19 protein-coding genes are annotated in these 20,971 nt (G+C 66.0%); 13 read left to right on the forward strand and 6 right to left on the reverse strand.

Features of this window, described 5'->3' with window-relative positions:
* The first annotated feature begins 180 nt into the window (after positions 1-180).
* Positions 181-507: a hypothetical protein gene (locus tag ACE10X_RS35315; RefSeq protein WP_038386052.1), complete on the forward strand. Its 327-nt coding sequence runs from the start codon at positions 181-183 to the stop codon at positions 505-507.
* 139 nt (positions 508-646) lie between these two features.
* Positions 647-1,333 (forward strand): glutathione S-transferase family protein, encoded by a 687-nt coding sequence (locus tag ACE10X_RS35320; protein WP_038386051.1) that lies wholly within the window; start codon positions 647-649, stop codon positions 1,331-1,333.
* Between the two features lie 78 nt (positions 1,334-1,411).
* On the opposite strand, the gene ACE10X_RS35325 is transcribed toward ACE10X_RS35320, so the two are convergent.
* Positions 1,412-1,834 (reverse strand): nuclear transport factor 2 family protein, encoded by a 423-nt coding sequence (locus tag ACE10X_RS35325; RefSeq protein ID WP_375763476.1) that lies wholly within the window; start codon positions 1,832-1,834, stop codon positions 1,412-1,414.
* A gap of 150 nt (positions 1,835-1,984) precedes the next feature.
* On the opposite strand from ACE10X_RS35325, the gene ACE10X_RS35330 reads away from it, so the two are divergent.
* Positions 1,985-2,899: a LysR family transcriptional regulator gene (locus tag ACE10X_RS35330; RefSeq protein WP_375763477.1), complete on the forward strand. Its 915-nt coding sequence runs from the start codon at positions 1,985-1,987 to the stop codon at positions 2,897-2,899.
* Positions 2,900-3,064: 165 nt separating this feature from the next.
* Here the strand turns inward: ACE10X_RS35330 and ACE10X_RS35335 are convergent, their stop codons facing one another.
* Positions 3,065-3,682 (reverse strand): glutathione S-transferase family protein, encoded by a 618-nt coding sequence (locus ACE10X_RS35335; protein WP_375763478.1) that lies wholly within the window; start codon positions 3,680-3,682, stop codon positions 3,065-3,067.
* Between the two features lie 170 nt (positions 3,683-3,852).
* Here ACE10X_RS35335 and ACE10X_RS35340 point away from each other — a divergent pair, with 170 nt between their 5' ends.
* Entirely contained in the window at positions 3,853-5,118 is a 1,266-nt protein-coding gene (locus ACE10X_RS35340; protein ID WP_375763479.1) for a flavin-dependent oxidoreductase, read from the forward strand.
* Positions 5,119-5,259: 141 nt separating this feature from the next.
* On the opposite strand, the gene ACE10X_RS35345 is transcribed toward ACE10X_RS35340, so the two are convergent.
* Together ACE10X_RS35345 and mutY are read right to left on the reverse strand one after the other, a co-directional pair.
* The gene (locus ACE10X_RS35345; RefSeq protein ID WP_375763480.1) at positions 5,260-5,679 is read right to left on the reverse strand and encodes a PaaI family thioesterase; all 420 of its coding nucleotides are present in this window, start codon (positions 5,677-5,679) and stop codon (positions 5,260-5,262) included.
* Positions 5,680-5,748: 69 nt separating this feature from the next.
* Entirely contained in the window at positions 5,749-6,840 is a 1,092-nt protein-coding gene (gene mutY / locus ACE10X_RS35350; protein WP_375763481.1) for an A/G-specific adenine glycosylase, read from the reverse strand.
* Positions 6,841-6,941: 101 nt separating this feature from the next.
* On the opposite strand from mutY, the gene ACE10X_RS35355 reads away from it, so the two are divergent.
* The 9 genes from ACE10X_RS35355 (at position 6,942) to ACE10X_RS35395 (ending at position 18,015) form a co-directional block, all read left to right on the forward strand.
* Complete coding sequence (locus ACE10X_RS35355) at positions 6,942-7,421, forward strand: DUF721 domain-containing protein (protein ID WP_038386045.1); 480 nt, start codon at positions 6,942-6,944, stop codon at positions 7,419-7,421.
* Between the two features lie 122 nt (positions 7,422-7,543).
* On the forward strand, positions 7,544-8,200 hold the full coding sequence (locus ACE10X_RS35360) for a DsbA family protein (protein WP_038386059.1): 657 nt from the start codon (positions 7,544-7,546) through the stop codon (positions 8,198-8,200).
* Between the two features lie 335 nt (positions 8,201-8,535).
* Entirely contained in the window at positions 8,536-12,000 is a 3,465-nt protein-coding gene (smc, locus tag ACE10X_RS35365) for a chromosome segregation protein SMC (RefSeq protein WP_375763482.1), read from the forward strand.
* A 152-nt stretch (positions 12,001-12,152) separates the two neighbouring features.
* Entirely contained in the window at positions 12,153-13,148 is a 996-nt protein-coding gene (locus ACE10X_RS35370; RefSeq protein WP_375763483.1) for a small ribosomal subunit Rsm22 family protein, read from the forward strand.
* 231 nt (positions 13,149-13,379) lie between these two features.
* The gene (locus tag ACE10X_RS35375) at positions 13,380-14,321 is read left to right on the forward strand and encodes an IS110 family transposase (protein WP_375763484.1); all 942 of its coding nucleotides are present in this window, start codon (positions 13,380-13,382) and stop codon (positions 14,319-14,321) included.
* Between the two features lie 152 nt (positions 14,322-14,473).
* On the forward strand, positions 14,474-15,034 hold the full coding sequence (locus ACE10X_RS35380; RefSeq protein WP_016839704.1) for a LemA family protein: 561 nt from the start codon (positions 14,474-14,476) through the stop codon (positions 15,032-15,034).
* 34 nt (positions 15,035-15,068) lie between these two features.
* Positions 15,069-16,277 (forward strand): M48 family metallopeptidase, encoded by a 1,209-nt coding sequence (locus ACE10X_RS35385; protein ID WP_375763485.1) that lies wholly within the window; start codon positions 15,069-15,071, stop codon positions 16,275-16,277.
* Positions 16,278-16,542: 265 nt separating this feature from the next.
* The gene (locus ACE10X_RS35390) at positions 16,543-17,286 is read left to right on the forward strand and encodes a hypothetical protein (protein ID WP_375763486.1); all 744 of its coding nucleotides are present in this window, start codon (positions 16,543-16,545) and stop codon (positions 17,284-17,286) included.
* A 60-nt stretch (positions 17,287-17,346) separates the two neighbouring features.
* Positions 17,347-18,015, forward strand: coding sequence for a hypothetical protein (locus tag ACE10X_RS35395; RefSeq protein ID WP_038386040.1), 669 nt, complete (start codon positions 17,347-17,349; stop codon positions 18,013-18,015).
* Positions 18,016-18,172: 157 nt separating this feature from the next.
* Here the strand turns inward: ACE10X_RS35395 and ACE10X_RS35400 are convergent, their stop codons facing one another.
* A complete protein-coding gene (locus ACE10X_RS35400) occupies positions 18,173-18,712 on the reverse strand; it encodes an adenine phosphoribosyltransferase (protein WP_018273383.1) in 540 nt (179 codons plus the stop codon).
* A 14-nt stretch (positions 18,713-18,726) separates the two neighbouring features.
* Positions 18,727-20,892 carry an anthranilate synthase component I gene (locus tag ACE10X_RS35405; protein WP_375763487.1) on the reverse strand — a complete coding sequence of 722 codons (2,166 nt, stop codon included), beginning with the start codon at positions 20,890-20,892 and terminating at the stop codon, positions 18,727-18,729.
* Positions 20,893-20,971 lie beyond the last annotated feature (79 nt).

Consider the following 20,971-nt stretch of genomic DNA (forward strand, 5'->3'; position numbering starts at 1 on the left):
CGACTAATCTTCCTCGTCATTCCGGGCTCGCCGCTTCGCGGCGCCCTCAGATGCGCAATTGCGCGTCGGGGAATGACACGTCGGGAAAGATGACGCCGTCTTGAACGCGGGCCGCCTTGTTGCGCTGCGACGTTGGGACTAGATTGGCCCCGTCACTTGCCCGTTTCGATTGGTCGCCCGATGCGCAGACAATCCGAGACCTTGCTGCTGGTGCCGCTGCTGCCGGTCTTCCTGCTCGGCATGTTTCCGATGCTGCTGATCGGCCTGCTCGGATTCTTCGGCCTGATCATTTTCGGCATCCTGCTCGTCTGCGTCGGGCTGACGCTCGCGCTCGAGGCGCATGGCGAGTTCAATGAAGAGATCATCGTCCATGGCTACGCGCGGGGATCAGAACGCGCGACGCAGGTCTCCCATTTGCGTGCTGCGAGGCGCTCCGCCGCCGCGCTGGACGTCGTGGGCATCGCGCTGGTCGTCGCGGGTATCCTGGGCTTCTTCTGGGCCGGCTGACCAGCGCGCCACGCGCCCCTGATTCACAAACTCGTCGCTTGCGCAGCGCAGCGAAATTTGCGCAAGAGGAGCCGGTATGCGGCCTTCCCCCGCCGCGTCCCGATCTCGCCGGTTACAAGAACCACAAGGGAGTCCCTTCATGATCAAATTCTATTTCAACGGCGCGCCGAACCCGAACAAGGTCGCGCTGTTCCTGGAAGAGTCCGGCCTGCCGTTCGAGGCGATCCCGGTCGACACCCGCAAGGGCGAGCAGTTCGCGCCGGAATTCCTGAAGGTCAACCCGAACGGCAAGGTGCCAGCGATCGACGATGACGGCGTGCTGGTGTTCGATTCGAACGCGATCCTGCTCTACCTCGCCGAGGAGCACGGCAAGTTCCTGCCCGCCAATACGCCGGCCAACCGCGCCGCGACGCTGTCCTGGCTGATGTTCATCGCGACCGGCCTCGGCCCCTATTCCGGCCAGGCCGTGCACTTCAAGCACTTCGCGCCGAAGGATCTCGACTACGCCAACAATCGCTACCAGTACGAGGCGCACCGCCATTACAAGATCCTCGACGATCATTTGGCGAAATCGCGCTACATGGTCGGCGACAGCTACACGATCGTCGATATGGCGTTCTGGGGCTGGGCGCGGATGGCGCCGTTCGTCCTCGGTGAGGAAGGTTACGCCAAATATCCGAACGTCAAGCGGCTGGTCGACGAGATCTCGGCGCGGCCGGCGGCGGCGCGCGCGATCGCGCTGAAGGACAAGCACACCTTCAAGGCCGAGATGGACGACGCGGCCCGCGACATCATGTTCGGCCACCTCAAGTCCAAGGTGGCGTAAGCCAATCCCCACGACGGCAAGACGACGGCGCCCGGACGGGCGCCGTCTTCGTTTGTGCCACCCGTTAGCGGCCCACCGCTACGCGGGAAACGCGCCGAGCGCCTTCTCGGTGAGGACCGAGTCGCAATATTCCCGCACCTCCTTGATCCGGCCGCCGTCGAAGCGAAACACCAGGCAATAGTCGTTGTCGTAGCGCTGGCCTTGCTTGGTGAGGTTGTCGCCCTTGGCCTCGACCACGACGATGTCGCCGTCGGCGAGGATGCGATGGGCGACGGTGCGGCCGCGCTCGGCCAGCTTCGAGCGGACATGGCCGTGCAGATCGTTGATGATCGATTGCTTGCCGGTGAAGGCGCGCGACCAGGAATATTGCCCGGTCACGGTCCAGATCGCGTCGTCGGCAAGCGTTGCCATGAACAGCGAGTTCTCGCGCACCGCAGGATCGGGACTGCCCGCGATCACGAACATCTCCTGCACCAGTTTCTTGTTGTCGGCTGCGCTCATGGCGCGTCTCCTTGCGATTGATAGAGCCTGATTTCAGGCGCTTCCTCGCGCGATGCGGTCTTCGGCTCGCGTGAAAACGCCTTGGCCCCAATCCTGCGGCCTGGCTACGCATTCTTCCAATCGATAGGTGGTATGATATATATTCACCCGATGAATTTGAATTCGCTTGACCTCAATCTGCTGGTCGCGCTCGACGCCCTGCTGCGCGAAGCCAATGTCAGCCGCGCCGCGATGCGGCTCAATCTGTCGCAGCCGGCGACCAGCCACGCGCTGCAGCGGCTGCGCGACCTGATCAGCGATCCGCTTTTGGTGCGCAACGGCGCGCGGATGGAGCTGACGCCGCGGGCGCAGGCGCTGCGCTCGCCGCTGGCCCATGCGCTCGACCAGGTGCGCGCGCTGTTCATCTCCGACGATTTCGACGCCGCGCGCAGCGACCGGCACTTTCGCCTGATGATGCCCGACCTCGCGGTCGAGCTCCTGATGCCGCCGCTGATGGAGAAGGTGACGCTGATCGCGCCGAACGTCACCATCGACGTGGTGCCGTGGCGGGGACCTGCGATCTTCACGCCCGAATTCGCCCGCACCATCGATCTCGTGATCTCGATCGGCGACTCCTTCAAAAGCTTTCACCGGCAGCGGCTCTACACCGACAGCGATGCGCTCGCGGTGCGGCGCGGCCACCCCGCCGGCACGAAGCTGAAGAAGCGCGAAGCATTCCTCGCCGCGCGCCATGTCGCCGTGATCATCCGCGGCCAGAACGAGGATCTGATCGACACCTGGCTGCGCGCCAAGGGCATCGAGCGGCGGATCGCGCTGGTGGTGCCGGGCTATATCGAGGCGCTGCACGTCACCGCGCGTACCGACCTCGTCGCCTTCGTGCCGCGCCGGCTGATCTCGGCGCTGTCGAAGCAATTGTCGCTGATGACGGTGACGCCGCCGCTCGATCCCGGGATCGACGAGCAGCACATGTTCTATCCGACACGGGCGCAGATGGACCCCGGTTCGATCTGGCTGCGCCGGCTGATGCTGGAGACCGGACGGGAGCTGGAGAGGGGGAAGGTGTAGCGGCGCGCTCTATCCCGCGTCGTCCCGGCGAAAGCCGGGACCCATAACCACAGGGTTGCGTTATGAGAGTGAGCTGCGGCCCCAACGTCGCGTAACAACGATCGTTGGTGGTTATGGTCCCGGGTCGCGCTGCGCTTGCCCGGGACGACACCGAATTTTTGGGCCTTACGTCTTCTGCTCCGCCAGCACCTTCTGCACCGCCGGGCGGCTCTCCATTGCTGCGCGATGCGCCTTCACCTTGGGCAGCGTTGCGATGTCGACCCCGTCGCCGTCGAGCCACAGGGTCAGCGTGTAGAGATAGGCATCGCCGACGGTGTAGTTCTCGCCCATCACCCACGGGCCCTTCAGCATGTCGCGCTCGATCAGGTTGAAGCAGGCGCTCATGGTCTTCGGGATCATCGCCTTCATGTCGGCGAACGAAGTCTCCTGCGTCGCCCAGCGCGCACCGCGCATCTTGTGGGCGTGGCAGATATGCACCGTCGAGCACAGATAGGAGTTGAAGGCCTGCAGCGTCGCGAATTCGAAGGCGTCGTCGGGCGCGAGCTTCGCCTGCGGAAAGCTCTGCGCGATGTAGGCCAGCATCGCCGGCGTCTCGGTCAGCACGCCGCGATCGGTCACCAGCGTCGGCACGCGGCCCTTCGGATTGATCTTCAGGTATTCCGGGCTGTTCTGCTGGTTGGTCTTGAAGTCGATCTTCTCGGTCGTGTAGGGCGCGCCGGCCTCGGCCAGCGCGATGTGGGACGCCAGCGCGCAGGTGCCGGGGGCAAAATAGAGCTTGAGCATGTTGCAGTCCTCTCCGAGCGTTGTCGGTTCGTTGCGAACCCGGCTCTGGTTCTTGTTCTGACGGCGCGGAGGTTAACGGCAGCACCATCAGCCGTCCACCCCGCGCGTGCCGCGGACCTTGCCCACGGCGGTGCCGTCGTGCGATGACCATGCCAATTGAGGGATTTTTCATGACTGTGCTCATTGCAGGTGGCGGAATTGGCGGGCTGACGCTGGCGCTCAGCCTGCACCAGATCGGCGTGCCGGCCCGCGTCTTCGAGAGCGTGCCCGAGTTGAGGCCGCTCGGCGTCGGCATCAACGTGCTGCCGCATGCGGTGCGCGAGCTGATCGAGCTCGGCCTGCACGATGTGCTCGACGCTTCAGCGGTGCGCACCCGCGAGCTCGCCTATTTCTCCAAGCACGGCAAGCCGATCTGGAGCGAGCCGCGCGGGCTCGAGGCCGGCTACAAATGGCCGCAGTTCTCGATCCATCGCGGCCGGCTGCAACAGCTGCTGCTCGATGCCGCGACCGAACGGCTGGGAGCTGCGAACATCCTCACCAGCCATCACCTCACCGGCTGGACCGAGACCGCCGACGGCGTCCGCGCCGATTTCATCGACCGCGCCACCGGCAAGCCCGTCGGCAGCTATGACGGCGCGGTGCTGATCGCCGCCGACGGTATCCATTCGGCGGTGCGCGAGAAGCTTTATCCGCAGGAGGGGCCGCCAATCTGGAACGGCCGCATCCTGTGGCGCGGCATCACCCGCGGCGATGCCTTCCTGACCGGCCGCACCATGATCATGGCCGGCCACGAGATCCTGAAATTCGTCTGCTACCCGATCTCAAAGGAGGCAGGCCCCGACGGCAAGTTCGACATCAACTGGGTCGCCGAGCGGCACATGCCGCCGACCTATCAATGGCGCCGCGAGGACTACAACCGGACGGCAAAACTCGACGAGTTCCTGCCGTGGTTCGAGAGCTGGAATTTCGACTGGCTCGATGTCCCCGGCCTGATCCGGAACTGCCCGCATGCCTACGAATATCCGCTGGTCGATCGCGATCCGATCCCGCAATGGACGTTCGGCCGCGTCACGCTGATGGGCGACGCCGCGCATCCGATGTATCCGATCGGCTCCAACGGCGCCTCGCAGGCGATCTTGGATGCGCGCGTGCTGACGCGCGAGATTTTGGCGCATGGCCCGACGCAGGCGGCGCTCGCGGCCTTTGAGGCCGAACGGCGGCCCGCGACCACGGACCTCGTGATGCTGAACCGCCGCAACGGCCCGGAGCAGGTGATGCAGCTGGTCGAGGAGCGCGCGCCTGAAGGCTTCAAGGTCGTCACCGACGTGCTGTCGCAGCAGGAGCTGGAAGACATCGCCGCCAACTACAAGCGCGTCGCCGGTTTCCAGGTCGAGGGACTGAACGCCAAGCCGCCGATCGTGCAGCGGGCGGGCTAAGGATCTATCACCGTCACCCTGAGGAGCCGCGAAGCGGCGTCTCGAAGGGTGCACGGCCCGGCCGGTGGCCGTCGACCCTTCGAGACGCGCGCGAGATGCGCGCTCCTCAGGGTGACGGATCGGGCCGGTGCGCAAGCCGCGCTATCGCAACGCCCGTGCCGCTTCCACCAGGCGGATGCTGCTGCTCGCGGTCGCGAGCAGCGTGCCGTCGGCTGAAGTCAGCCTCCCCTCGACAAAGGCGATGGTCTTGCCGAGTTGCGTCACCGTCGCCTCGCCGGTGATCGGCCCGGGTTTTGCCGGCGCCAGGAAATTCACGGTCATCGTGATGGTCGTGGTGAAGAGTCGGCCCTCGGTCATCACGAACACCGCCGGCCCCATCGTGTCGTCGAGCATTGCCGAGAGCATACCGCCCTGGATGAAGCCGGCTGGATTGCAAAACTCCTGCTTGCCGTCGAAGGCCATTTTGATCCAGCCCTCCTGCGGACGTGCGTCGACCACGCGCCACCCCAGTAGTTTTGCGACGGGCGGCATCGGAATGCGGTCGAGTGCGGTTGCGATCATGGCGGCCTCCGGTTTCCGGAAGTGATAGCGAAGCCCTGCTGCCAACATGGTGTCAGCAGGCTGTCATCGTCAGAGATCGAGCCCATGCGCGACAACCTTGCGCATCACGTTCGGAAACGCCTCGCCGTCCAGCGTCGCCACCGGGACCCAGCGCATGCCATCCGGTGCGCGGCTCCGCGGCGGAACGCTGGCGGTGTAGACGACGAGCTCAAGCGGGAAGTGCGTGAACACGTGGCTGACGACGCCCGCCGTGCGGCGCCAGCGCGTGACGCCCTTCAGTTCCGGCGCCTGGGCCAGTGCCGCCGCGTCCTCCTGCCCGGCAAGCCATTGCGATCCCGGCACCTCGGTCATGCCGCCGAGCAGGCCTTTTGCCGCGCGCGAGCGCACCAGGAGCTCGCCGCCCCGCGTCACCACGAAGGCCGCGCCGCGGCGCAAGATGCCGCTCTTCTTCGGTGCCTTGCGCGGGAACGTTTCCTGGTCGCCGCGCGTGCGCGCCGCGCAGTCGTCATTCAGCGGACACAATGCGCAGGCCGGCTTCTTCGGCGTGCAGATCGTGGCGCCCAAATCCATCAGCGCCTGAGCACTGTCGCCGGCGCGGGACGGGCCGAGCAATGTCGCCGCCATCTCCTTGATCAGCGGCTTGGCCTGCGGCAGCGCCTCCTCGATGGCGTAGAGCCGGCTGACCACGCGCTCGATGTTGCCGTCCACCGGCATGGTGCGGCGGTCGAAGGCGATGGCGGCGATCGCGGCCGCGGTGTAGGGCCCGATGCCGGGCAGCGCGCGCAGGCCGTCCTCGGTGTCCGGGAAAACCTCGCTGTGGTCACCCATCACCGCAACCGCGCAGGCGTGCAAATTGCGCGCCCGCGAATAATAGCCGAGCCCGGCCCACATCCTTAAGACGTCGTCGAGCGAGGCACGGCCGAGCGCCGTCGCGTCGGGCCAGCGTGACACGAATTTCTCGAAATACGGCCCGACCGCCCGCACCGTGGTCTGCTGCAGCATGATCTCCGACAACCACACGCGGTACGGATCGGCCCGCTCCCCCGCGGCCGCGCGCCACGGCAACGTCCGGCGATGCCGGTCATACCAGGCGAGCAGCCGCGCCGGGCGGTCGGCGGCGTCTTCGGTCGGTTTGGCTTTGGCGGCTGCACGAGAACTCATGGACGTATCTTAAGGCAAATCCCGCTGCGTCACGCCCGGGCTTGACCCGGGCATCCACGTCTTTCTTTGTCCAGGACCGACGCCTGTCCTATAACCCCCTGATGTCCAAACCCGGTCCGATCAGCGCAAAGCCCCTGTCGATCCTGCTCAGCGACGTCTTCACCGACGCCTATGCCAAGCAGGGCTTTGCCGCGCGCGAACTGGTGACGCGCTGGACCGAGATCGCGGGCGAGCGGATTGCTGCCTATTGCGAGCCGCTGAAGATGCAGTGGCCGCGACCGGTGGAGGGGCAGCCGCAGGAGCCGGCGACGCTGGTGCTGCGGGTCGAAGGCCCGATGGCGCTGGAAATCCAGCACTCCTCCGACGTCATCCTGGAACGGGTGAACCGCTTCTTCGGCTGGCATGCGGTCGGTCGCCTGACCATCCGGCAGGCGCCGCTCTCGCGCCGCAGCCGGCCGGTCCGGCCGCGCCCGCCGGACGCCAAAACCGTGGCGCGGGAGGCGGCCAACCTTGCGGCCGTCGAGGACGACGACCTGCGCGCGGCGCTGGCCCGTTTGGGTGCCTCGATCAAGCGAAATTGACGCTTTTCGGCAGGCCGGCCGCGAGACCGCGGCATTGCCACAATGGCCGTTTCAAGCTAGCGAAGGCTTCTTTTCGGGACCCCCTTCATTGTGGCGTGAATGCGCCAATCCGGGAGCTGACCTTGATCATCACGCGCCGCGCTTTCACCACCGCTCTCTCGCTGACCGGGCTCGCCGCCCTCGCCGGCCTGTCGCCGCTGCGCCTGATCACGGACGCGTTCGCGCAGACTGCCGCCGAGGTCGCCAAGCCGCAGTCGCTGCCGGACATGGGGCTCGGCCCGCAGGACGCCAAGGTGACGATCGTCGAATACGCCTCGATGACCTGCCCGCACTGCGCCAATTTCAACGAGACCGTGTTCCCGAAGATCAGGTCGACCTACATCGACCCCGGCAAGGTCCGCTACGTGTTCCGCGAATTCCCGCTCGACATCAAGGCCGCCGCCGGCTCGATGCTGGCGCGCTGCATCGCCAAGGACGACGCGCCGAAGTATTTTGCCGTGATCGACCTGCTGTTCCGCCAGCAGAACGACTGGGTGGTGAAGAACACCACCGAGACGCTGACGCGGATCGGCAAGCAGGCCGGCCTCACCCAGCAGCAGGTCGAGGACTGCCTGAAGGATCAGAAGCTGCTCGACAAGATCGCCGCCGATCAGAAATACGCCAACGAGGTGCTGAAGGTGAACTCGACGCCGACCTTCTTCGTCAATGGCGAGATGCTGAAGGGCGAGACCTCGTTCGAGGAGTTCAGCAAGCACATCGATCCGCTGCTGAAGAGCTGATTGCGCGCCGTTGAGCCTGACATCGTCGTGCCCCGCTTTTGAGTCGGGGCACGATAATTGTGGATGATTTGCGATCACGGCATGCGGCCGTCGCATTATTTCGTTGTTGAAAACCTGATTCGCGTGATGCGAATCTCCGAGGACATGCAGAGGCCACAAAACCCCTGCAAATCCCTTGGGAAAAGCTTGGTCAAGCGGTTGCCCTGACGCACGGGCATCGCCATTGTCGCCGCTCATGAGAGCTGCACGCAGCAACTCACCCACACACCGACATTGCCTTCCATGGTATTGTCACGGCAGGGAGATTCGCGCCCGGCCAAACGAGATTTGTGTACATGAAGCTCACGCGCCTCCGCCTGCACGGTTTCAAGTCGTTCGTTGAACCCACCGATTTCATGATCGAGCCGGGCCTGACCGGCGTCGTCGGACCGAACGGCTGCGGCAAATCCAATCTCGTCGAAGCGCTGCGCTGGGCGATGGGCGAGACCTCGCACAAGTCGCTGCGTGCCGCCGACATGGACGCGGTGATCTTCGCCGGTTCCGGCAATCGTCCGGCGCGCAACCACGCCGAAGTCGTGATGACGATCGACAATTCCGATCGCTCGGCGCCGGCCGCGGTGAACGACAGCCAGCTCTTGGAAATCTCCCGCCGCATCGAGCGCGAGGCCGGCTCGGTCTACCGTATCAACGGCCGCGACGTCCGCGCCCGCGACGTGCAGATCCTGTTCGCCGACGCCGCCACCGGCGCGCGTTCGCCGGCGCTGGTCCACCAGGGCAAGATCGGCGAGATCATCCAGGCCAAGCCCGAGCAGCGCCGCCGCGTGCTGGAAGACGCCGCCGGCGTGGCGGGCCTGCATGCCCGCCGTCACGAGGCGGAACTGCGGCTGAAGGCGGCCGAAACCAATCTCACCCGCGTCGAGGACGTGATCGGCCAGCTCACCGGCCAGATGGAAGGCCTGAAGAAGCAGGCGCGCCAGGCGATCCGCTACCGCGAAGTCGCGGCCAAGGTGCGTAAGTCCGAGGCGATGCTGTTCCATCTGCGCTGGATCGAGGCCAATGCCGACGTCAACGACGCCGCGCAGACCCATGACATCTCCGTGCGCGAGATGGCCGAGCGCACCCGCGAGCAGGCCGAATCCGCCCGCATCCAGGCGATCCGCGCCGCCGAATTGCCGGCGCTGCGCGATGCCGAAGCGCGCGCCGCCGCCGGCCTGCAGCGCCTGACCAACACGCGCGAGATGCTCGACCGCGAGGAGCAGCGCGCCAAGGAGCGCGTCGGCGAGCTCGATCGCCGCCTCACCCAGTTCGCCCAGGACATCGCGCGCGAGCAGCAGCAGACCTCGGATGCCGACATCGCGCTGCAGCGGCTCGACACCGAAGACGCGGAGCTCAAGGAAGAGATCAAGTCGCGCGTCGAGAAGCGCTCCGGCGTCGACGAGCGCGTCGCCGAGGCCGAGGAGATCCTGGCCGCGACCGAGCGTCAGTTCTCCGAGCTGACCACGCAGCTCGCCGATCTCACTGCCAAGCGCAATCAGCTCGAAGCCGGCGTGCGTACGCATCGCGAGCGGCTGGCCCGGCTCGATCAGGAGATCGCCAACGTCCAGGCCGAGGAAACCAAGCTCGCGCAGGAGACCGGCAATCTCGGCGACATCGACGCGCTGGCCGCCGCCATGGAGATGGCGCAGCAGACGCTTGCCGAGTCCGAGGCCGCCGTGCAGACCAGCGAGGTGCATCACGCCGCCGCGCGGCAGACGCTGGAAGCCTCCCGCAATCCGCTTACCGAAGCCGAGAAGCGCGTGCAGCGGCTGGAGACCGAAGCCCGCACCATCTCCAAGCTCGTCACCAGCGAGACCAAGAATCTGTGGCCGCCGATCATCGACGGCATCACCGTCGCCAAGGGCTATGAGAAGGCGATCGGCGCGGTGCTCGGCGACGACCTCGATGCGCCGGTGGATTCCTCCGCGCCGATGCGCTGGACCAATATCGGCGTGGCCGGCGAAGATCCGGCGCTGCCCGATGGCGTCGAGCGGCTGGCCGACCATGTCCAAGCGCCGCCGGAGCTGGCACGCCGCCTGGCCCAGATCGGCGTCGTCGCCAAGGAACGCGGCGCCGCGTTGGTGTCGCAGCTGAAGACCGGCCAGCGGCTGGTGTCGCTCGAAGGCGACGTCTGGCGCTGGGACGGCTTTGTCGCCGACGCGCATGCCCCGACCGGCGCCGCCCGCCGTCTCGCCGAGCGCGCCCGCCTTGTCGACATCGAGCACGAGTTGGAACAGGCCCGCATCGACGCCGCCGCCAAGCGCCAGGCGCTGGAGACGGCAGAAGAAGAATTGCGCTCGGCGTCCGCCGCCGAGGGCGCCTCGCGCGAAGCGGTGCGCGCCGCCCGTCGCGAGGCCGACGCCGCGCGCGAACGCCATGCCGCCACCGAGCGCGAGATCAACCGCCACGCCGCGCGCAAATCGGCACTGACCGAGGCGCACAGCCGCGTCGCCGCCGATCGCGCCGAGGCCGAAGCCGCGCATGAGAGCGCGGCTGCCGCGCTCGCCGAACTGCCGCCGGGTGTCGAGACCGAGGCCCAGCTCGCCGCGGTTCGCGCCGAGATCGACAATCAGCGCCGTGCCGCGGCGCAAGTCCGTGCCGAGGCGCAGGCGCTCGCCCGCGAGGCCGAGCTCGCCGACCGCCGCGTGCAGGCGATCGTTGCCGAGCGCAATGAGTGGCAGAACCGCAAGACCAGCGCCGCCTCGCAGGTCGAGACCGTCGAGGCGCGCATCGCCGAGGTGTCGGCCGAGCGCGAGGAACTCGCCAATGCGCCGGAAGTCTTTGCCGAGAAGCGCAGCGCGCTGATCACGGAGATCGAGCACGCCGAGGGCGATCGCCGCATCGCCGCCGACGCGCTGGCGACCGCGGAAGCCGCGATGGCGGAAACCGATCGCCTCGCCAAGGCCTCGCTCGAAGCGCTCTCCTCGTCCCGCGAAGCCACCGCGCGCGCCGAGGAGCGCATGGAAGGCACCCGCCGCCGCCTCGCCGACATCGAGCGCGAGATCCACGACATGCTCGAGGTCGAGCCCGGCGCGGTCGTCGGCATGGCCGAGATCGAACCCGGCCAGGAGCTGCCGCCGGTCGCGCAGGTCGAGGAAGAGCTCGAAAAGCTGCGCCGGGATCGCGAGCGGCTTGGCGCCGTCAATTTGCGCGCCGAGGAAGAGCTCAAGGAGGTCGAGACCCAGCACACCGCGCTGACGACCGAACGCGACGATCTCGTCGAAGCGATCAAGCGGCTGCGGCAGGGCATCCAGAGCCTCAACCGCGAAGCCCGTGAGCGCCTGCTGACGTCGTTCGAGACCGTCAACAACCACTTCAAGCGGCTGTTCACCGAGCTGTTCGGCGGCGGCGAAGCCGCACTTCATCTGATCGAGAGCGACGATCCGCTCGAAGCCGGCCTCGAGATCATCGCCAAGCCGCCCGGCAAGAAGCCGCAGACGCTGTCGCTGCTGTCGGGCGGCGAGCAGGCGCTGACCGCGCTGGCGCTGATCTTCGCGGTGTTCCTGACCAACCCGTCGCCGATCTGCGTGCTGGACGAGGTCGACGCGCCGCTCGACGACCACAACGTCGAACGGTTCTGCACCCTGCTGAACGAGATGACCGGCTCGACCGAGACGCGCTTCATCATCATCACGCACAATCCGATCACCATGGCGCGGATGAACCGGCTGTTCGGCGTCACCATGGCCGAGCGCGGCGTGTCGCAGCTGGTGTCGGTCGACCTGCAGGGCGCGGTCGACATCCTCGACCAGAACGTGGCTTAGGCGTAGCACCTGCGCGTCGACGTCATTTTCGTGATACCCGCGCCTCCGCATCGTCATTGCGAGGAGCGATAGCGACGAAGCAATCCATATCTTAGCACGCGGCGCTATGAGTTGCTTCGCTCCGCTCGCAATGACGTCGGATAGTCCGTCACATGACTTCGCCCGATCTCCCCGCCGAACTGCGCGCGGCCCTCAACGCCAGGCTCGAAGGCCTGTCGCGCAGCGACGCCGCCGGCCGCGCGGCGGTGATCTCGCAGACCTATCGCGAAGGCGGCGGCTCCTCGACGATCAGAACCGAGACCGATGCGCTGGCCTATGCGCTGGCGCGGATGCCGGCCACCTATGCCGCCGTCGCAGCGAGCCTCAACGCGCTGACGGAGATCAGGCCGGACTTCGCGCCGGTGCGCCTGCTCGATGTCGGTGCCGGTCCGGGGACCGCGACCTGGGCCGCCGCGGAAGCGTTCACGTCGCTGCGGGACTTCACCTTGCTTGACGCCAACGGCGCGTTGCGGGCGCTCGCCGAGGAGCTGTTTCACGGCAGCATTCGCCTGCACGACACCCGCTACGAACTCGGCCAGGCGCGTGCGCTGCTCGACAAGGCCGAAGCTGCCGACCTCGTCGTCGCCAGCTACATGATCGGCGAACTCGGCGACACGGAGCGCGGGGCACTGGCCGATGCGCTGTGGGCGAAGACCGGCGACACGCTGCTGGTCGTCGAACCCGGCACGCCCGCGGGCTATGCGCGGATCATCGCATTGCGCGCACGCCTGATCGCCGCCGGGGCGCATGTCGTTGCACCCTGCCCGCATGACGGTGGCTGTCCGCTGGTCGCACCCGACTGGTGCCACTTCTCGCAGCGCTTGCAACGCTCCCGCGCGCACAAGCAGGTCAAGGGCGCCGACGTTCCGTTCGAGGACGAGCGCTTCGCCTATGTCGCGCTGAGCCGCGCGCGCGTTGAGAACAGGCCATCGCGCGTGCTGGCGCAGCCCGACGTCGGCAAGGTCGAGATCGCAGCGAAGCTGTGCACGCCCGAGGGCGTATCGGTTGCGAGGATCCCGCGTCGCGCCAGGGCCGAATACGCAAGCGCCCGGCGCTGGCGCTGGGGCGATGCGGTATCTCGTCGTCCCGGCGAAAGCCGGGACCCATAACCACCGAGGTTTGTTGTGAGTGAAGCCGTCGCCGCTTGTGCCCCTTCCGCGGGCCGCGGCGTATGGGTTCCTGTGTCTTGGAAGTCTGTCAGGATGTGGGTGGGCGGGAAGCCGTTGGGTCCTTGGCGCTTGACGCCGCGAGCCGGCTCGGTCTCCCGCCCGTTCCATCTATCAACCTGAACAGTTGCACGAGGCTGCGCCAACAGACCTCGCATCACAGGGACAGGCACCGTGATCATAGCTCTTCGTTACGTCGGAATCGACGTCTCCAAAAAACACCTCGATACCTTTGATGAGGCTGACGGCGTGCCGAGGCGCATTGCCAACGCGACACAGGCCATCACACAGCAGGTGGCGCGTTGGCAATGCGATGCGCTGGTGGTCTTCGAGGCGACGGGTATCTATGACCTCGCGCTTCGCGAGGCGCTGCGTCAGGCCGGGATCCAGTTCGCACGGATCAACCCGGCCCGTGCCCGCGACTTTGCACGGGCCAGCGGCCTGCTCGCCAAGACCGATCCGATCGATGCGCGGATGCTGGCGGCCTTTGCGCGGGCCATGCAGCCCGCCCCCGAGCAGGTCGCCGATCCTGCACGGGGCGCCTTGGCGAGGCTTGCAAAACGGCGGGATCAGCTGGTCCTCATGCGCGCCCAGGAGAAGAACCGGCGCAGCGAGGCCGACGATCGCGCCATGGCCGAACGCATTGGCCGCCTCATCGAGGTCCTCGACAGCGAGATCGCCGGGATCGAGGCCGACATCAGCGCATTGATTAAAGCCGAAGCGCAGATCGCGGACGATGCGAAGTTAATGCGTTCGCTGCCCGGCGTGGGTCCCGTGGCCTGCATGCAGCTCATCGCGCAGATGCCGGAACTCGGGCGGGTCGGACCGAAACAACTCGCAGCGCTCGCTGGCCTTGCTCCCTTCAACGTCGACAGCGGCACCTTCCGCGGCAAGCGCAAGATTGCGGGCGGCCGAAAGCGCGTTCGTGACGCCCTTTATATGGCGGCCCTCAACGCAGTTCGCAGAGCTGATCCGTTCAAGGCCTTCTATGCACGACTGCGACAGGCCGGAAAACCAGCCAAACTCGCCCTCATCGCCGTCGCCAGGAAGCTGCTCACGGTCCTCAATGCCATGATGCGAGACCGAAAGCCGTACCTGCAGACCAAACCAACATAACAGTTGCCGGCCTTCGCCGGGACGACGGAATATGTTGAACCGATGTCGGCCAACCTTCGACTAACGCTTGCCCACCTTTCCGCGGCGGGCTGCCCTGCGCCCCGATCTTGGGCTACGGTGCCGCCGTCTCGTCCATCAGGAGCTGCCCCGTCATGTCGACCAGCTGGATCGTTATCGGCGTCATCGTGCTTCTCGTGCTGTTTGCGTTCGGCGCCTACAACCGCCTCGTGGCGCTCAGCCAGCGGGTCGGACAGGCCTTTGCCGACATCGACGTGCAGCTCAAGCAGCGCCACGACCTGATCCCGAATCTGGTCGAGACCGTGAAGGGCTATGCCGCACATGAGCGCGGCACGCTCGACGACGTCATCAAGGCGCGCAATTCGGCGATGTCGGCGCAGGGTCCGGCCCAGGTCTCGGCGGCGGAGAACCAGCTCTCCGGCGCGCTGGGGCGGCTAATCGCGCTGTCGGAGGCCTATCCGGACCTCAAGGCCAACGCCAATTTCCAGCAGCTTGCCTCCGAGCTTTCCGATCTCGAGAACAAGATCGCCGCCAGCCGCCGCTTCTTCAACAACGCGGTCCAGGAATACAACACCGGCATCCAGCAGATGCCGGCCGCGCTGTTCGCCGGCATGTTCGGCTTCACCCGCAAGGATTTCTTCGACCTCGGCGCCAGCCGCACGGAGGTCGAGGCGGCGCCCAGCGTGAAGTTCTGAGGCGCAACGCGCGCCGGCGAGAGGCTGCTCCGTCATGGCCGCCTATGGTCTCTACACGCATATCGCATCGAACAAGTTTCGTTCGATGCTGCTGCTTGCCGGCCTGTTCCTGCTGATCTACGTGCTGGTCTATGCCGGCGCGCTGGTCGCGGAGGTGATGATCGATAGCGGCCGCACCGTCGACTATTACCTGACGCGGGCCTTGCGCGACCTGGTCTCGGCCTTGCCGTGGGCGACGATCGCGGCGGTGGCCTGGATCGTGATCGCCTATTTCTTTCACCAGAAGATGATCGACGCCGTCACCGGCGGCGAGAGCGTGACGCGGCAGCAAGAGCCGCGGCTCTACAACCTGCTGGAAAATCTCTGCATCTCGCGCGGCATCCCGATGCCGAAGCTGAAGGTGATGGACAGCCCGGCCTTGAATGCGTTCGCGACCGGACTGAACCGGAGCCAATACGCCATCACGGTCACCACCGGCCTGTTGAACGCGCTGAACGATAAGGAGATCGAGGCCGTGCTCGGCCACGAGCTCACCCATATCAAGAACGGCGACGTGCAGCTGATGGTGGTCGCCGTGATCATCGCCGGCGTGGTCGGCTTCTTCGGCGAGCTGTTCTTCCGCCTGTTTACAAACCTGTCGTGGAATTCGAGCGGTGGCGGCTGGTCGTCATCCTCACGATCGTCGTCATCCTCCTCGGACCGCGACAGCAAGGGCTCGGGCGGCGGCGCGATCATCGTGATCATCATCGCGGTCGCGCTGATCGTGCTGGCCTGGCTGCTGTCGCAGGTGGTCAAGCTCGCACTGTCGCGCTCGCGCGAATTTCTCGCCGATGCCGGATCGGTCGAGCTGACCAAGAACCCCGACGCGATGATCTCGGCGCTGCGCAAGATCGAGAACCGCGGCGAGCTGCCGGACGCCACCTCGGCCGTGATGGAACTCTGCGTCGACAATCCGCGCGAGGGGTTCGCCGACCTGTTCGCCACCCATCCCTCGGTGAAGTCCCGGGTCGATGCCCTGGTGAAATACGCCGGCGGCCACGATTCCGGACCGCTGGCGCTGCCGGACGAGACGGAGCCGCAGGATGAGCCATCCGCGGCGGGCGACCAGCCTCCGCCGGCGACCCATGGCCCGTGGGGCGACAAGCCGCGTGCACCGGCGAACAATCCGCCAGCGCTGCCGGGCAACAACCCCACGCAGGGACCATTGGGTCCTCTCCAGGGCCCTTGGGGACGACACCGCTAATCGCGCCCTAGAGCGTTTTCGAGCAAAGTGGATACCGGTTCGCGTGAAGAAAACGCGTCAAAACAAGAATCTAGAGCGCCGTTCCGATTCCATCGGAACGGGAAAAGCTCTAGCCTACTCAGTCCATTAAGGAAATTCCCACCAAACCCATCGTGGACGCCTTAAGGAATTGAATTCTCCCTCGTTTCTGCCATGTTCGCGCCCAAAGCAGTGTGGGGACTTGCCGATCGCCATCGCGGTCGGGAGCGCGCTTTAAGGGACTTCCATGGCAAAGCCGGTTGTGATCGTGGTGGGCGCCGACAAGGGCGGGGTCGGCAAGACCACCGTTTCGCGGACGCTCCTGGACTATTTCAGTGCCAACAATGTGCAGACCCGGGCATTCGACACCGAATCGCCGCGCGGCACGCTGAAGCGCTTCCATCCTGACATCACCGAGATCGTCGACATGACGACGACCGCGGACCAGATGAAGATCTTCGATACGCTGAACTCGGGGCCCTCAGTTACCGTGATCGACGTCCGCGCCGGCCTGTTGTCGCCCGCGCTGGCCTCGCTGCGCGATATCGGCTTCCTCGACGCGGCGCGCTCCGGCCAGATCACCTTCGCCGTGTTCCATATCCTCGGCCCGTCGATCGCCTCGCTGGACGAGATCGCCGAAACCGCCAACTTCATGAACGGCGCGAAGTATTTCCTGGTGAAGAACTTCATCAACGACACCCAGTTCTTCCAGTGGGACCAGGCGACCTACAACTCGTACTTCCACCGCATCAAGGATGCGACCGACCTCACGATCCCGAAGCTCAACGAAATGGCGTATGAGCAGGTTGAGGTTTCCTCGGTTCCGTTCCTGAAATTCGTCGCCAACAAGGGCATCAACGACGACGCCGCCAACTACTCCTTCGTGCTGCGCGGCTATGTCCGGCATTGGCTCGCCAATGTCTGGAGCGAGTTCGACCGGATCAAGCTGACCGACCTGGTCGGCGCCAAGTCGGCCAAAGGCGAAAAATAGTCGGACCTTCGACCTTGATGGGGCTGGATTAGGCGAAAATTTGGCCTGATATAGCGGGCGATGTCGTCCACGCCCGTTTACATCATCTGCTCGCCCCGCCCGCAGGTCGGCAAGACGCTGATCGCGCGGCTGCTCGGCGAATTCCTGCTGCTCAAGAACGGCGACGTGGTCTGCTACGACATCAATCTGAAGGAGCCGTCGCTGCTCGACTACCTGCCGCGGATCACCGAAACCGCTGACGTGATCGACACCTACGGCAAGATGCAGCTGATGGACCGCGTCATCGCCAATGACGGCATCGGCAAGGTGATCGACCTCGGCTACCACGCCTTCGACGAATTCTTCAAAATGTGCGGCGAGATCGGGCTGATGAAGGAGGCGCTGCGCCGCCGCGTCGCACCGGTCATCCTGTACGTCGCCGATACCGACCGCGCCTCGGTGCGCGCCTACCAGACACTGCGCGGCATGATCCCGCCGAATGCGCTGATCGTCATCGACAACGAGTTCGTGGTGCGCGGCGAGTTGCCGCCTGCCATGACCGCCAGCCGGGTGCTGCGCTTCCGCGCGCTGCCGGTATTCCTGAAGACCTATATCGACCGGCTGAACTTCTCCTTCACCGGCTATCTGCGCCAGGAAAAGGATTCATCGACCGAGCTGCATCAATGGATCCGGCGGAACTACACGACGTTCCGCGATCTTGAAATGAGCGTGCTGCTGCAGCGGGGATGACTGTCGTCCCGGCCTGGTGCGCGATTGCGCACGGGAGCCGGGACCCATAGCCACCGCTTTGCGTTTTGCGACGGCTGGGGCTGCAGCGGTCTTCATAGCCACTATTGGTGGTTATGGGTCCCTGCTTTCGCAGGGACGACGTATGGAGAGAGTGGCGCTAATGCCCCTCGAACGCCATCAGCGTGCGCACCGGAACGTCCATCGCGCGCAGCTTGGCGGCGCCGCCGAGATCGGGGAGGTCGACGATGAAGCAGGCCGCGACCACATTGGCGCCGATCTGGCGCAGCAACTTCACCGCGCCCTCCGCAGTGCCGCCAGTCGCGATCAGATCGTCGACCAGGATCACGCGCTCGCCCGGCTGCACGGCGTCGGCATGCATCTCCATCTCGTCGATGCCGTATTCCAGCGAGTAGGCGATCCGCACCGTGGTGTGCGGCAGCTTGCCCTTCTTGCGGATCGGCACGAAGCCGGCCGAGAGCTGATGCGCCACCGCGCCGCCGAGGATGAAGCCGCGGGCCTCGATGCCCGCGACCTTGTCGACCTTCGCCCCCGCCCAGGGATGCACCAGCTCGTCGACGGCCCGGCGGAAGGCCCTCGCATCCGCGAGCAGCGTCGTGATGTCGCGAAACAGGATGCCCTTCTTCGGGTAGTCCGGGATGGTGCGAACGGTCGCCTTGATGTCGTGGTCGAAGGTCATTGGTCTCGCAATCCTCAATTGGCCGGCGGATTAAGCCGGAATGCATTCTCGACAATGCGCAGGCCGACCTCGTTGCCGAGCGACATCAGCGATTCCGGATGGAATTGCACGCCGCCGACTGGCAAGGTCTTGTGCTCGATCACCATCGCGACGCCGTCTTCGGTGGTCGCGGTCACCGCCAGCACCTCGGGCACGCTGTCGCGCTCGACAAACAGCGAGTGGTAGCGGCCGATCACGATCTCATTGGGCAGGTTCCGCATCAGCCGGCCGCCGCGCACCTGGACGCGCGACGGACGGCCATGCGCGGGCTGACCGAGCTGGCCGAGCTGGCCGCCGAAATATTCGCCGATCGCCTGCACGCCGAGGCAGACGCCGAAGATCGGCAGCTGCTTCTCGAGCGCGGTATCGATGGTTTTCGCGATGCCGAAATCCTCAGGGCGACCCGGCCCGGGCGACAGCACCAGGAGGTCCCAGCCCTTCTTCTTGAGCATGTCCTGGGCATGGATATGCCTGACCACGGTGACGTTGGCGCCGACCTGGCGGAAGTAATCGGCCAGCATGTGCACGAAGCTGTCGTCGTGATCGATCAAGAGCACGTTCTTGCCGGAGCCGGTGGCGTCGGGCGCGAAATCCGACAGCGGCTTCGGCGGATCGCCGCGCAGCGCCTGGAACAGCGCCGCGGCCTTGACCTGGCACTCGCGATCCTCGGCGGCCGGATCGGAATCGAACAGGCAGGTCGCGCCGACGCGCACCTCGGCGAGACCGTCCTTCATGCGGATGGTGCGGATGGTGAGCCCGGTGTTGATGCTGCCGTCGAAATTGACGCAGCCGATCGCGCCGGCATACCAGCGCCGCGGCGACCGCTCGTGGTCCTCGACGAATTGCATCGCCCACAGTTTCGGCGCGCCGGTCACGGTAACCGCCCAGGCATGGGTCAGGAAGGCGTCGAGCGAATCGAAGCCCGGCCGCAGCGTGCCCTCGACGTGATCGACGGTGTGGAACAGCTTTGAGTAGGTCTCGATCTGGCGCCGCGCCAGCACCTTGATGGTGCCGGGCACGCAGACGCGCGCCTTGTCGTTGCGGTCGACGTCGGTGCACATGTTGAGCTCGAACTCGTCCTTTTCCGAGTTCAGCAGCTTGCGGATCTGCTCGGCATCGCCGATCGAGTCCGAGCCGCGCGCGATGGTGCCCGAGATCGGGCAGGTCTCGACCCGGCGGCCGTCGGAACGCACGAACATCTCCGGCGACGCGGAGACCAGGAATTCGCCGTCGCCGAGATTCATCAGCGCGCCATAGGGCGACGGATTGATCCGGCAGAGCCGCTGGAACACTTCCGCCGGCGAGCGCTCGCAGGGCTCGGCGAACAGCTGCCCGGGCACCGCCTCGAACAGGTCGCCGCGGGCAAACGCCGCGCGCGCGACCTCGACGGTCGCCTGATATTCGCCGGGCGCGTGATCGGCAAAGCCTTGCCGGCCGTTCTTGGCGTAAAGGCTCGGCGCGGTCTCCTGCGGCAGGCCGGCGGTGGATTTGCCCTTCCACGCGAACTCGTAACTGAGCGCCACCCCGCGGCCGGTGGCGCGGTCATAGGCCAGCAGCCGGTCCGGCACGTAGAGCACGATGTCGCGCTGGTCGGCCTCGCGGGTCCGCTTCTGCACGAGGTCCTCGATCTGGAACACGAGGTCGTAGGCAAAGGCGCCGAACAGGCCGAGCAGCGGATCGGCATTGGAGGTGAACGCCGCCACCATGTCGCGCACCAGCGACATCACGCTGGCGCGGCGGGTGCGCTGGTCTTCCTCGACCGGCGCGGCGCCGCGGATGATATGGCCGGCGAGCCGCGTTGCGGTCCGCTCCGATATCACGACGCAGGGCTCGCGCAGCACGTCGCCGAGGAAGGCGATCAGGACCTCGCCGCGCGGGTTCAGCGCTTGCAATGAGAAATCGGTGCCTGACGTCTCCAGCACGAGCGGCGGGTCGGCGAAGCCGAGGTCAAAGCTCTCGTAGCGGCCCGGCACCGTCGTGCCCGAGGACAGCACCACGCCGCGGCGGCGGTCCAGCAGCGCGATCAAATCGTCGAGGCGGTTGGCGCCGCCGGTGAACTGCTCGACCACGCGCGCGACCGCAAGGCCGCCATTGGTCAGGTATTCGCTCTTGGCCGGCAGGGAGAAGACTGTCCTGTTCATGTGATCCTCTTACGAGACTTGCCGAGAGAGCGCCACACAGGACAAACGAAGGGCAAATAAACTAACCATCGGTCGCACT

Origin of the sequence: Bradyrhizobium sp. Pha-3, from assembly GCF_042258325.1 — a bacterium.
Lineage (GTDB): Bacteria > Pseudomonadota > Alphaproteobacteria > Rhizobiales > Xanthobacteraceae > Bradyrhizobium > Bradyrhizobium elkanii.

Bases quoted from the DNA above. Each gene is read 5' to 3' on its own strand.
- ACE10X_RS35315 (WP_038386052.1), top strand. From the start codon at position 181: ATGCGCAGACAATCCGAGACCTTGCTGCTGGTGCCGCTGCTGCCGGTC.
- ACE10X_RS35320 (WP_038386051.1), top strand. From the start codon at position 647: ATGATCAAATTCTATTTCAACGGCGCGCCGAACCCGAACAAGGTCGCG.
- ACE10X_RS35325 (WP_375763476.1), bottom strand. From the start codon at position 1,834: ATGAGCGCAGCCGACAACAAGAAACTGGTGCAGGAGATGTTCGTGATC.
- ACE10X_RS35330 (WP_375763477.1), top strand. From the start codon at position 1,985: ATGAATTTGAATTCGCTTGACCTCAATCTGCTGGTCGCGCTCGACGCC.
- ACE10X_RS35335 (WP_375763478.1), bottom strand. From the start codon at position 3,682: ATGCTCAAGCTCTATTTTGCCCCCGGCACCTGCGCGCTGGCGTCCCAC.
- ACE10X_RS35340 (WP_375763479.1), top strand. From the start codon at position 3,853: ATGACTGTGCTCATTGCAGGTGGCGGAATTGGCGGGCTGACGCTGGCG.
- ACE10X_RS35345 (WP_375763480.1), bottom strand. From the start codon at position 5,679: ATGATCGCAACCGCACTCGACCGCATTCCGATGCCGCCCGTCGCAAAA.
- mutY (WP_375763481.1), bottom strand. From the start codon at position 6,840: ATGAGTTCTCGTGCAGCCGCCAAAGCCAAACCGACCGAAGACGCCGCC.
- ACE10X_RS35355 (WP_038386045.1), top strand. From the start codon at position 6,942: ATGTCCAAACCCGGTCCGATCAGCGCAAAGCCCCTGTCGATCCTGCTC.
- smc (WP_375763482.1), top strand. From the start codon at position 8,536: ATGAAGCTCACGCGCCTCCGCCTGCACGGTTTCAAGTCGTTCGTTGAA.
- ACE10X_RS35370 (WP_375763483.1), top strand. From the start codon at position 12,153: ATGACTTCGCCCGATCTCCCCGCCGAACTGCGCGCGGCCCTCAACGCC.
- ACE10X_RS35380 (WP_016839704.1), top strand. From the start codon at position 14,474: ATGTCGACCAGCTGGATCGTTATCGGCGTCATCGTGCTTCTCGTGCTG.
- ACE10X_RS35385 (WP_375763485.1), top strand. From the start codon at position 15,069: ATGGCCGCCTATGGTCTCTACACGCATATCGCATCGAACAAGTTTCGT.
- ACE10X_RS35390 (WP_375763486.1), top strand. From the start codon at position 16,543: ATGGCAAAGCCGGTTGTGATCGTGGTGGGCGCCGACAAGGGCGGGGTC.
- ACE10X_RS35395 (WP_038386040.1), top strand. From the start codon at position 17,347: ATGTCGTCCACGCCCGTTTACATCATCTGCTCGCCCCGCCCGCAGGTC.
- ACE10X_RS35400 (WP_018273383.1), bottom strand. From the start codon at position 18,712: ATGACCTTCGACCACGACATCAAGGCGACCGTTCGCACCATCCCGGAC.
- ACE10X_RS35405 (WP_375763487.1), bottom strand. From the start codon at position 20,892: ATGAACAGGACAGTCTTCTCCCTGCCGGCCAAGAGCGAATACCTGACC.